This window comes from Streptomyces sp. NPDC004542 (assembly GCF_040610035.1).
GTDB lineage: Bacteria > Actinomycetota > Actinomycetes > Streptomycetales > Streptomycetaceae > Streptomyces.
Genome location: NZ_JBEXLP010000030.1, coordinates 1 through 10968 on the forward strand (window position 1 = coordinate 1; position 10968 = coordinate 10968).

The following is a 10968-nucleotide window of genomic DNA, read 5'->3' on the forward strand; positions in this document are numbered from 1 at the left end:
ACCGCCTTCGCGGTCACGGCCGACTGGGGACAGCTGCGGAACCAGTTCGCGCAGGCGGACATCGCCCGGCAGATGTTCCCCGACATCATCACCCTGGCGCTGAAGAACACCGTGCTGTACACCGTGTCCGGCTTCCTGGTCGGTCTGGTGCTGGGCATGGTCATCGCGCTGATGCGGCTGTCGCCGGTGGGCCCCTACCGCTGGCTCGCCGGCATCTACATCGAGATCTTCCGCGGCCTGCCCGCCCTGCTGATCTTCATCTTCATCGGCGTGGCCGTGCCGCTGGCCTTCCCCGGCACCGAGATCATCGGCGGCACGTACGGCAAGGTGGCCCTCGCCCTCGGCCTGGTGGCGGCCGCGTACATGGCCGAGACGATCCGGGCCGGCATCCAGGCGGTGCCCAAGGGGCAGATGGAGGCGGCCCGTTCGCTGGGCTTCTCGCCCGCCCGCGCCATGGCCTCGATCATCGTCCCGCAGGCCTTCCGGATCATCCTCCCGCCGCTCACCAACGAACTCGTCCTGCTCTTCAAGGACTCCTCCCTGGTGCTGTTCCTCGGCGTCACCCTGGAGGAACGCGAACTGTCCAAGTTCGGCCGCGACCTGGCCAGCACGACCGCCAACTCCACGCCGATCCTCGTGGCCGGCCTGTGCTACCTGCTGGTCACGATCCCGCTCGGCTTCGCCGTCCGCCGCATGGAGGCCAAGGCCCAGGAGGCCGTCAAGTGAGCACCCCCGAAGTCATGGTCCAGGACCTGCACAAGTCCTTCGGCGACAACCACGTGCTGCGCGGCATCGACCTGGAGATCGGCCAGGGCGAGGTGGTCTGCGTCATCGGCCCCTCCGGGTCCGGCAAGTCGACCCTGCTGCGCTGCGTCAACCTCCTCGAGGAACCCACCGGGGGCCGGGTCTTCGTCGGCGGCGTGGAGCTGACCGACCCCGACGTCGACATCGACGCGGCCCGCCGCCGCATCGGCATGGTCTTCCAGCAGTTCAACCTCTTCCCGCACCTCACGGTGACCGAGAACCTCACCCTCCCGCAGCGCCGGGTGCTCCGGCGGGACAAGGCGACGGCCGCCGCGGTGGCCGCCGAGAACCTGCGCCGGGTGGGCCTCGCCGACAAGGCGGACTCCTATCCCTCGTCCCTCTCCGGCGGCCAGCAGCAGCGCGTCGCCATCGCCCGCGCGCTGGCCATGGGCCCGGAGGTGATGCTCTTCGACGAGCCGACCTCCGCCCTCGACCCGGAACTCGTCGGGGACGTCCTCGCGGTGATGCGCCGCCTCGCCGACGAGGGCATGACCATGATGGTCGTCACCCATGAGATGACCTTCGCCCGCGAGGTCGCCGACCGGGTCGTCTTCATGGACGGCGGCGTGATCGTCGAGGACGGCTCCCCGGACCAGGTCATCGGCGCCCCGAGCCACGACCGGACCCGCCACTTCCTCTCCCGCCTCCTCGACCCGGCGATGGCCGAGGTGGAGGAGGGGGCCCCGGACCGGGTGGGCGAGGACGGCCGGTAGCTCATTAAGGTGCGGTGCATGAGCGAACGCGCGGTGCTGCACGTGAAGGGCCGGGTCCTCGTCGGTGCGGACGAGGTCCGGGACGAGCTGTGGGTGGTCGGCGGCCGGATCTCGTACGACCGTCCCGCCGGCGCCCGCGACGTGAGGACCGTCGAGGGCTGGGCACTGCCCGGCCTGGTCGACGCGCACTGCCACGTCGGCCTCGGCGCCGAAGGCCCGGTCGGGCAGGACGTGGCCGAGAAGCAGGCGCTGACCGACCGCGAGGCCGGCACCCTGCTGATCCGCGACGCGGGCTCGCCCTCCGACACCCGCTGGACCGACGACCGCGACGACCTGCCGAAGATCATCCGGGCCGGCCGGCACATCGCCCGCACCCGCCGTTACATCCGGGGCTACGCCCACGAGATCGAGCCCGACGACCTCGTCGCGTACGTCGCCCGGGAGGCCCGGCGCGGCGACGGCTGGGTCAAGCTGGTCGGCGACTGGATCGACCGCGACCTCGGCGACCTGTCCGCCTGCTGGCCGCGCGAGGCGGTCGAGGCGGCCATCGCCGAGGCCCACCGCCTGGGCGCCCGCGTGACCGCGCACTGCTTCGCCGAGGACTCCCTGCGCGACCTGGTCGAGGCGGGCATCGACTGCATCGAGCACGCGACGGGCCTGACGGAGGACCTGATCCCGCTGTTCGCCTCGCGAGGCGTCGCGATCGTCCCCACCCTCGTCAACATCGCCACCTTCCCCCGGCTCGCCGACGGCGGCGAGGCCAAGTTCCCGCGCTGGTCCGCCCACATGCGCCGGCTCCACGAACGGCGCTACGACACCGTACGCGGCGCCCACGACGCCGGGATCCCGGTGTACGTCGGCACGGACGCCGGGGGCTCGCTCGCCCACGGCCTGGTCGCGGCCGAGGTCGCGGAACTGGTCGCCGCCGGCCTCCCGCCCGCCGACGCCCTCTCCGCGACGAGCTGGGGCGCGCGGAAGTGGCTCGGCCGCCCCGGTCTGGAGGAGGGCGCACCGGCCGACCTGGTGGTGTACGAGGCGGATCCCCGTGCGGACGTACGGGTGCTGGCGTCACCGCGACGGGTGGTGCTGAACGGGCGCGTGGTCGAATAACCACCGGACTATTCGCACGCGCTGACGGAAAATCCACGATGGAGTGAACTGACGCCGGATCGCTGACGGTTCACCCTCGGTGCGCGATTCTTGCCGGGTCCCGAGCACGTCTCCCCTGGGGGTCCCCACCGTGAACGGCACCACCTTCCGCATGCCCGCACGCCGCTGGGCCACCGTCGCGACGGCCGCGGCACTCGCCGCCGGGGCGGTCACACCGGCCGCCGCGAGCTCCGCCCTGGCGGCCGGCGACCACGGCCGCGCCGCCGCCGTCGTGCTGCGCACCGGGCTCGACGTGTCCCTCGTGAACAGGACCGTGCACGTTCCGTTCGCCGTCTCCCTGAACGAGGTCCGGGCCCCGCACACCGCCGCGAGGACCGCCCTCACCGCCCGCCTGGACGGCGTGGGCGGGGGCCGGCCCTTCCCGGTGCTCGGCGCGGACGTCGCCTCGGCGAAGACGACGGCGACCGCGACCCGCGCCGAAGCCACCGTCCACCTCGCCCACGCCCGGCTCCACGTCCCCGGCCTGCCCCTGCTCTCCCTCGTCGAGCTGGACACCGTCACCGCGAGGGCGACCTGCGAGCCCGGCAGGACGCCGGTCGCCGCCTCCGCCGTCCCGGGCACGGTCACGGTCCTGGGAAAGCGCGTCACCCTCACCGCCGGCGGACCGACGGACGTCCGCGTGCCCGGCGTCGGCCAGGTCCGCCTGGACCTCTCCCAGCGCGAGACCACCTCCCGCACCGCGGCCGCCACCGCCCTCCGGCTCACGGTCTCCGTGAACCCGCTGAAGCTGAACGTGGCCGAGGTGGAGGGCACCGTCACCCTGGCCGGGGCGACCTGCGAGACCCCGGCCGCCCCGCACAAGACCCCGCACAGGACCCCGGCCCCCGACATCAAGCCCCAGGCCGCCCCCGCCAGGACCGGCCTGGCGGAGACCGGCGCGAACTCCCTCACCCCGTACCTCGCGGCAGGCTCGGCCGTGCTCCTGGCGGCGGGCGGGGGAGCGGTGGCGCTGGTGCGGCGGCGAAAGAACTGACGGCACCCCCACGGGGCAGCGGACCCCGCCGGAGTGCAGGGCTGAGCCCGCCGGGGTCCGGGGCGGAGCTCCAGGGGCGGTCACCTCCCGGTGGGGCGAGATGGTGGGAGGGTGGGAAACCCCGGGGTCCAGGGGCGAGCCCCTGACGGAGCTCCGGCTCACCCCAGCGCGGCGTCCAGCGCCCGCAGGAACCCGTCCACCGTCCCCCGGTCCCGCACAGCGACCCGCACCCACCCCTCCCCGAGCCCGGGAAAGGTGTCCCCCCGCCGCACCGCGTACCCCAGCTGCCGCAACCGCTCCCGCACGGCGGCCGCCCCCTCCATCCGCACCAGGACGAACGGCCCCTCCGCAGGGGACACCACCCGCACGCCCCGCCCGGCGAACGCGGACAGCCCCGCCACCAGATGGGCCCGGTCCGACGCCACCCGGTGGGCCGCGTGCGCCGCCTCCGCCAGGGCCCGGGGGGCCACGCACGCCCCCGCCGCGGCCAGCGCGGGCGTGGACACCGGCCACAGCGGCTGGGCCCGCTCCAGTTCCGCGACCGTCTCCGGCGCGGCCAGCACGTAGCCGATCCGCAGCCCGGCCAGCCCCCACGTCTTGGTCAGGCTCCGCAGCACCACGAGCCCGGGTACGTCGGTCCGCCCGGCCAGCGCCTCCCGCTCGCCCGGCACCGCGTCCATGAACGCCTCGTCGACCACCAGCACCCGCCCGGGACGGGCCAGGGCGACGATCGCCGCGGCCGGGTGCAGCACCGACGTGGGATTCGTCGGATTGCCGAGCACCACCAGGTCGGCGTCCTCCGGGACCGCCGCCGGATCCAGCCGGAAGCCGTCCTCCTCCCGCAGCAGCACCCGGTCCACGCCGTGCCCCGCGTCCCGCAGGGCCGCCTCCGGCTCGGTGAACTGCGGATGCACCACCACCGGCCGGCGCACCCCCAGCGCCCGCGCGAGCAGCACGAACGCCTCCGCCGCCCCCGCCGTCAGCAGCACCCGCTCCGCCGGGACCCCGTGCCGCCCGGCCACCGCCGCCCGCGCGGCCCGCCCGTCCGGGTAGGCGGCGAGCAGGTCCAGCGACCCGGCTATGTGCTCCCGCAGCCATCCGGGCGGGGTGTCCGCGCGGACGTTGACGGCGAGGTCGACCAGCGCGGCCCCGTCGTCCCGGACCTCGGCGTCCCCGTGGTGGCGCAGATCGGGCCCGCCCGTGACGGTGTCCTCAGTGCGCATGGCTGTGTGCGTGCCCCCCGTGATGGTGGTGCCCGTGCCCGTGCCCGTCCCCGTCTCCGTCGTCGTCCGGGTGGAAGTGCGGCTGCTGCGGCAGACCCACCTTGTCCTCGAAGCCGGGCAGCGCGATGCGGTACACGCACGAGTCGCAGTTCATCCGCAGGTCGCCCCCGACGGCTTCCTCGTACCGCTCCATGACCAGGTCGAGCAGTTCCGGCTCGGGCCCGATGACGTCCGCCGACCGCACCTCGGTCTCCGGGTGCGCGGCGGCCCAGCCCGCGGTCTGCTGCCGCACCCGGTCCGGCAGGATGCCGGTGAACAGGAAGTAGGGCAGCACGACGATCCGCCGCGCCCCCAGCTTCGCGCACCGGTCGAGGCCGCTCGGCACGTCCGGAGCCGCCAGCGACACGAACGCCGTCTCCACACCGGCGTACCCGCGCCCCTCCCACAGCAGCCGGGCGGCCTTGTGCACCTCGGCGTTGGCGTCCGGATCGGTCGAGCCGCGGCCGACGAGCAGCACGGTCACGTCGGCCCGGTCCTCCGGCCTGCGCGCCGCGGTGCCGAGCGCCTCGTCCAGCCGCCGCTCCAGCACGTTCAGCAGCGCCGGGTGCGGGCCGAGCGGACGGCCGTAGGTGTAGGAGATCCCGGGGTGCCGTTCCTTCTCGCGGGCCAGCGCGGCCGGGATGTCGCCCTTGGCGTGCCCGGCGGAGACCAGCATCAGCGGGACGGCGGCGAAACGGCGTACGCCCCGGTCCACCAGCTCGGTCACCGCGTCGCCCAGCGGCGGCGGGGACAGCTCGATGAAGCCGCCCGCGACGGGCAGCTCGGGGTGGCGGCGGCCCAGTTCCCGGACGAAGTCACGGAACGCCTCGGCTCCGGCGTCGTCCCGGGTGCCGTGGCCGGCGATGAGCAGGGCGGGCGGCGGGGTGGTCACGGCTTCTCCTCAGCGGGGACGGGGTGGTACAGCAGGGCGTTGAGCGCGGCGGCGGCGACCGCCGAACCGCCCTTCTCGGACACGTTGCTCACGGCGGGCAGTCCGCTCGCGCGCAACGCGGCCTTGGACTCGGCGGCGCCGACGAAGCCGACGGGCAGACCGATCACGAGCGCCGGATCGGCGTCCAGGGTGAGCAGCTCCTCCAGCGCGGTCGGCGCGTTGCCGATCACCCAGAGGGCACCCGGACCGACCTGCTCGTACGCGAGCCGTATCGCGTGCGCCGAACGGGTCAGACCCGGCTCGGACCCGGCGTCCCGGAGCCGGCAGACGGTCTCGCGCCGGGTGATGCCGGCCCCGACCATCTCCACGTCCACGACGACCGGCGCCCCGCCGTGCAGCGCGGCGTGCGCCCTGACCAGGTCGCCCTCGGCCATGACGAGATCGGTGGCGTACTCGAGGTCGGCGGCGCAGTGGACGACCCGCTCCACGACGGCCCGGGTCAGCGTCGGGAAGTGCGAGGTGTCCAGGCGGGCACGCAGCCGCCGGTAGGACTCCACCTCGATCGGGTGGACCACACGCTTCATTCGGCGGCCTCCTGCCAGCGGTAGCCGCGCGGCGTCACCATGCGGCCCGCGATCTCACGGGTCGCCGTATTGCCCACGGTGACGACCGTCATCATGTCGACCGTCGTCGCGTCCAGCGCGTCCAGCGTCGTCAGCCGGCTGGACTCGTCCGGCCGCGAGGCGTTGCGCACGACACCGACGGGCGTGGCCGGCTCCCGGTGCCCGGCGAGGATCGCGAGCGCCTTCGGCAACTGCCAGTCGCGGCCCCGCGAGCGCGGGTTGTAGAAGGTCACCACGAGGTCCGCCTCGGCCGCCGCCCGCACCCGCCGCTCGATGACCTCCCACGGCGTGTGCAGGTCGGACAGGCTGATCGAGACGTGGTCGTGGCCGAGCGGCGCGCCCAGCACCGCCCCGGCCGCGAGCGCCGCCGTCACCCCGGGCACCCCGATCACGTCGATGTCGTCGCGGGCCTCGGCGAGCGCCGGCGAGGCCATCGCGTACACGCCCGCGTCCCCGCTGCCGATCAGCGCGACCGCGTGCCCCGCGCGGGCCTGAGCGACCGCCGTGCGCGCCCGCTCCTCCTCCGCGCCGAGCCCCGACTCGAGGATCCGGGTGCCGGGCCGCAGCAGGTCGCGGATCTGGTCGACGTACTGGTCGAGCCCGACGAGCACGGACGCCCGCCGCAGCTCCGCCTCGGCGCGCGGGGTGAGCAGATCCCGGGCGCCCGGCCCGAGCCCGACCACCGCGAGCCGTCCGCGCCCCGGCCGCCGTACCACGGCACAGGTCGCCATCGCCGGGCTCGCCGCCGACTTCCGCTTGGGAACGAGGAGTTCGCCACCCCGGACCAGCGCGGCGGCCTCCGCGACGGACGGCGTGCCGACCGCGGCCAGCGGCGCGTCGGACGGGTTGGGCACCTCGACGCCCGCCAGCACCTCGGCCGTATGGGTCACCAGCGGCACGCCCAGCCGCTCGGCGGCGGCCACGATGCCCGGCTCCCCGGCCTTGGCGTCGACGGTGGCGAGTTCGGCGACGGACCTCGCGCAGAGCCCGGCGTCCCGCAGCGCGGCCTCGACCAGGCGGAGCACCTCGTCGGCCGGCGCGCCCCTCGAGGCCCCGACCCCGACCACCAGGGACGGCGGCCGCAGCAGCACCTCGCGCTCGCCCGCCACGACGTCCCGGTCGGTCAGCCGGATCGTGTACGCCCCCTCCGGCGCCGTCGGCAGCGGCGGCAGCGGCCACGGCACCTCGGTCTCCAGGGCGACGGGCTCACCGTCCAGCAGGGCCCGCGAGACGGCCGCGACGGCACCCTCCACCGCGAGTCCGAGCGTGTCGAGGCCCGGCAGCCCGACGGAGTCCGTCGCGGTGGTCACCACCGGCTCGGCGCCCAGCACCCCGCCCACCTCGCGGGCGAGCCCGTTGGCCCCGCCGCCGTGCCCGCCCACCAGCGACACGGCGAACCGTCCGCCCTCGTCGACGCAGACCACACCCGGGTCCGACACCTTGTCCGCCAGCAGCGGCGCCAGGAGCCGCACCACGGCCCCCGTCGCCAGGAAGCACACGAGCTGCTCGCACTCCACGAACGCGGCCCGCACGGCGTCCCCGACGGGACCGTCGTACACGCGCGTACGGCCCGGCCACGCGGCGGCCAGCCGGTCGCGCGCGGCCGCCCCCGCCGCGGTGGCGGAAATGAGGCCGATCACTGAGCGACTCCTTCGCTACGGCTGGGGGCTCTGGTTCCCCACAGCAGGAAAACGGGATTGGTCGCCGCCAGCCGGGTCACGTCCCCCGGCAGCGGCGCGAGCCGGGACGACTGCAGCAGTACGCCGTCGCAGGCGAACCCGGCGCCGGTGAGCGCGGCCCGGACCGCCGGGACCCGGTCCAGCGCGGCCATCGCGACGACCACGGCCCGCCGGGCCCGCCGCGCGCAGACACCGACGATGCCGGGCAGCCCGCGCCCCCCGCCGCCGACGAACACGGCGTCGGGGTCGTCCAGCCCGGCCAGTACCTCGGGTGCCGTGCCGTGCACCACGTGCACGTCGACGCCGTGCGCGACGGCGTTGGCGCGGATCCGCTCCACCCCGTCCGGGGCCTTCTCCACCGCGCTGACGGCGGCACCGAGCCGCGCGCACTCCACGGCGACCGACCCGGACCCGGAGCCCACGTCCCACACCAGCTCGCCGGGACGGGGCCCGAGCCGGGCCAGGGCCAGCGCCCGCACCTCGAACTTGGTGATCATCGAGTCGCGGTGCGCGAAGCCGGTCTCGTCCAGCGCCCACCCGGCAGCCGCGGCGGCCGGGCCCGCGAGCGTCCGTACGGGACCGAGCGTCCGCGACTCGTCCAGGCACAGCACGACGCTCACCGCCGCACCCCAGTCCCGCTCGGCGGCCTCGGCGGGGGAGACCCGCTCCACGCGCTCGCGGGCGGCGTCGCCCAGCGCCGACGCGACGACGAGGACCCGCCCGGGGGCGGTGCGGGCGAGCGCCGCGCCCAGCTCGGCCGGACCGGCGCCGGGCCCGGTCAGCACCGCGACCTTCGGATGCGCCCGGCACACGTGCACGGCCGTCCGCGCGTCCCGTCCGTGCGCGCTGACCACCACCGCGTCGTCCCAGGCCAGACCCAGCCGGGCGAAAGCGGCCGCGACGGACGACACCCCCGGCCGCACGTCCAGCCGCTCGGCCCCGAACCGTTCGGCCAGCGCCCGCACGATCCCGAAGAACCCCGGGTCGCCCGAGGCCAGCACGACCACGCGCCGGCCCTGGTCGACGTACTCCCGCACGGTGTCCAGGGCGGGTGCCAGCGGGCCCAGCACGATCCGTTCGGCGGCCTCGGGCAGCACCGCGGCGTCCAGGTGCCGCCGCCCGCCCACGACGAGCTCGGCCCCCGCCACCGCGGCGGCGTCGGCCGGCGCACCCGTTCCCGTACCGACGACGGTGATCACGTACTCGCCCCCCGCTCGCGCAGAGCCCGGCGGGCCTCGGGATCGGCCTTGCGGTAGCCGTGGAAGTGACCGGGGTGGTACAGGTGCGAGCGGGTGCCCTCGGCGTCCAGGGCCGGGCCGACCAGGAAGAGGGTGTGCTTCCAGAGCCGGTGCTCCTTGACGGTTTCCTCCAGCGTGCCGACCGTGCACCTCACGACCAGCTCCTCCGGCCACGTCGCCTGGTACGCCACGACGACCGGGGTGGTCGTCGGATAGCCGCCCTCCAGCAGCTCCCGCACCAGCTGCCCGCTGCGGGCCGCGGACAGGAAGATCGCCATGGTGGTGCCGTGCCGGGCGAACTCGCGCACCTCCTCGCCCGGCGGCATCGGCGTCTTGCCGCCGCCCAGCCGGGTGAGCACGACCGACTGCGCCACCTCCGGGACCGTCAGCTCCCGCCGCGCGAGTGCGGCCACGGCGGAGAAGGCGGAGACGCCGGGCACGACCTCCGTCCCGATCCCGATCCGGGCGCACCGGTCGAGCTGCTCCTGCGTGCCGCCCCACAGGGCCGGATCGCCGGAGTGGATACGGGCCACCTTCAGGCCCTCCCGGTGGGCCCGCTCGTACACGGTGACGACGTCCTCCAGGGACATGGCCGCCGAGTCCAGGATCTCGGCGTCCTTGCGCGCGTGCCCGAGGACCTCCGCCTGGACCAGGCTGGCCGCCCAGATCACCACGTCGGCCTCGGCGATGGCGCGCGCGGCACGGAACGTCAGCAGGTCGGCGGCGCCGGGGCCGGCACCGACGAAGGTCACCTTGCCGGTGGGGGCATCGGCCATGAGAATCTGTCCTCTCCTACAAGTCCTACGAGCAAAAGTCCTGTGAGCGCGGCGGCTACGGCCGGGGATGCGTGCGCGCGGGTCGATCGGATAGCAAGAACACATGGCGGTCTTCGTCGCGCTGGGCGCGTTCCTGATGACGCTGGCCGGGGGCTGGACGGCACAACGCGTGACCGATCGCCGCCACCTGGTCCTCGGCCTGGCCGGCGGCCTGATGCTGGGGGTGGTCGGCCTCGACCTGCTGCCGGAGGCGCTGCGCGCGGCCGGCCGGCCGGTGTTCGGCGTGCCGGCGGCCCTGCTGCTGTTCGTGACCGGCTTCCTCCTCGCCCATCTGGTGGAACGGACGCTGGCCGCCCGGCAGGCCTCGCACGGTGGCGCCGAGGCACACAATCACCGCGCGCCCGAGGTGGGCCTGGCGGCCGCGTCCGCGATGGTCGGCCACAGCGCCATGGACGGCGTCGCGATCGGCGCGGCCTTCCAGGTGGGCGGCGGCATGGGCGCGGCGGTCGCGCTCGCCGTCATCGCCCACGACTTCGCGGACGGCTTCAACACCTTCACCCTCACGAGCCTGTACGGCAACGCGCGCCGCAAGGCCGTGGCCATGCTCGTCGCCGACGCCTGCGCGCCCGTGCTGGGCGCCGCCTCGACCGTGTTCCTGACCGTCCCGGAGGAGCTCCTCGGCGGGTACCTCGGCCTGTTCGGCGGCGCGCTGCTCTACCTCGCCGCCGCCGAGATCCTCCCCGAGGCCCACCACGAGCACCCCGCCCGCTCCACCCTGCTGTGCACGGTGGCCGGAGCGGCGTTCATCTGGCTGGTCGTGGGCATCTCCGGCTGACGC

At 75.2% G+C, this 10968-nt stretch carries 11 protein-coding genes; 5 read left to right on the forward strand and 6 right to left on the reverse strand.

Translation table 11 applies throughout. The features are described 5' to 3' along the window. From ABZX30_RS18280 to ABZX30_RS18295, 4 genes are all read left to right on the forward strand, one after another. Positions 1–726, forward strand: a 726-nt coding sequence (locus ABZX30_RS18280; protein ID WP_355934589.1) for an amino acid ABC transporter permease, incomplete at its 5' end; no start/stop codon positions are given. After that, positions 723–1517, forward strand: coding sequence for an amino acid ABC transporter ATP-binding protein (locus ABZX30_RS18285; RefSeq protein ID WP_355934591.1), 795 nt, complete (start codon positions 723–725; stop codon positions 1515–1517). The genes ABZX30_RS18280 and ABZX30_RS18285, both read left to right, overlap by 4 nt. An 18-nt stretch (positions 1518–1535) precedes the next feature. After that, the gene (locus ABZX30_RS18290) at positions 1536–2627 is read left to right on the forward strand and encodes an amidohydrolase family protein (protein ID WP_355934593.1); all 1092 of its coding nucleotides are present in this window, start codon (positions 1536–1538) and stop codon (positions 2625–2627) included. A 130-nt stretch (positions 2628–2757) separates the two neighbouring features. Next, positions 2758–3660: an SCO1860 family LAETG-anchored protein gene (locus ABZX30_RS18295; protein WP_355934595.1), complete on the forward strand. Its 903-nt coding sequence runs from the start codon at positions 2758–2760 to the stop codon at positions 3658–3660. A gap of 158 nt (positions 3661–3818) precedes the next feature. Here the strand turns inward: ABZX30_RS18295 and cobC are convergent, their stop codons facing one another. From cobC to cobM, 6 genes are read right to left on the reverse strand one after another with little or no spacing between them, the layout of a single operon-like run. Continuing rightward, positions 3819–4883 (reverse strand): Rv2231c family pyridoxal phosphate-dependent protein CobC, encoded by a 1065-nt coding sequence (cobC, locus tag ABZX30_RS18300; protein ID WP_355934597.1) that lies wholly within the window; start codon positions 4881–4883, stop codon positions 3819–3821. After that, positions 4873–5814: a sirohydrochlorin chelatase gene (locus ABZX30_RS18305; RefSeq protein WP_355934599.1), complete on the reverse strand. Its 942-nt coding sequence runs from the start codon at positions 5812–5814 to the stop codon at positions 4873–4875. Before ABZX30_RS18305 ends, cobC begins: the two co-directional genes overlap by 11 nt. Beyond that, positions 5811–6398 (reverse strand): precorrin-8X methylmutase, encoded by a 588-nt coding sequence (locus ABZX30_RS18310; protein ID WP_355934601.1) that lies wholly within the window; start codon positions 6396–6398, stop codon positions 5811–5813. The genes ABZX30_RS18305 and ABZX30_RS18310 overlap by 4 nt, the downstream gene beginning before the upstream one ends. Continuing rightward, positions 6395–8077 carry a precorrin-3B C(17)-methyltransferase gene (gene cobJ, locus ABZX30_RS18315; protein ID WP_355934603.1) on the reverse strand — a complete coding sequence of 561 codons (1683 nt, stop codon included), beginning with the start codon at positions 8075–8077 and terminating at the stop codon, positions 6395–6397. The genes ABZX30_RS18310 and cobJ overlap by 4 nt, the downstream gene beginning before the upstream one ends. Further along, the gene (gene cbiE / locus ABZX30_RS18320; protein ID WP_355934605.1) at positions 8074–9315 is read right to left on the reverse strand and encodes a precorrin-6y C5,15-methyltransferase (decarboxylating) subunit CbiE; all 1242 of its coding nucleotides are present in this window, start codon (positions 9313–9315) and stop codon (positions 8074–8076) included. The genes cobJ and cbiE overlap by 4 nt, the downstream gene beginning before the upstream one ends. Further along, positions 9312–10130, reverse strand: a complete 819-nt coding sequence (gene cobM, locus ABZX30_RS18325; RefSeq protein WP_355934607.1) for a precorrin-4 C(11)-methyltransferase — start codon at positions 10128–10130, stop codon at positions 9312–9314. Before cobM ends, cbiE begins: the two co-directional genes overlap by 4 nt. A gap of 103 nt (positions 10131–10233) precedes the next feature. Between cobM and ABZX30_RS18330 the strand changes: the two genes are divergently transcribed. Continuing rightward, positions 10234–10965: a ZIP family metal transporter gene (locus ABZX30_RS18330; protein ID WP_355934609.1), complete on the forward strand. Its 732-nt coding sequence runs from the start codon at positions 10234–10236 to the stop codon at positions 10963–10965. Positions 10966–10968 lie beyond the last annotated feature (3 nt).

What these genes read in the sequence shown, in the direction of transcription:
- ABZX30_RS18290 (WP_355934593.1), top strand. Translation starts at nt 1,536, where the DNA reads ATGAGCGAACGCGCGGTGCTGCACGTGAAGGGCCGGGTCCTCGTCGGT.
- ABZX30_RS18330 (WP_355934609.1), top strand. Translation starts at nt 10,234, where the DNA reads ATGGCGGTCTTCGTCGCGCTGGGCGCGTTCCTGATGACGCTGGCCGGG.
- ABZX30_RS18310 (WP_355934601.1), bottom strand. Translation starts at nt 6,398, where the DNA reads ATGAAGCGTGTGGTCCACCCGATCGAGGTGGAGTCCTACCGGCGGCTG.
- cobC (WP_355934597.1), bottom strand. Translation starts at nt 4,883, where the DNA reads ATGCGCACTGAGGACACCGTCACGGGCGGGCCCGATCTGCGCCACCAC.
- cobM (WP_355934607.1), bottom strand. Translation starts at nt 10,130, where the DNA reads ATGGCCGATGCCCCCACCGGCAAGGTGACCTTCGTCGGTGCCGGCCCC.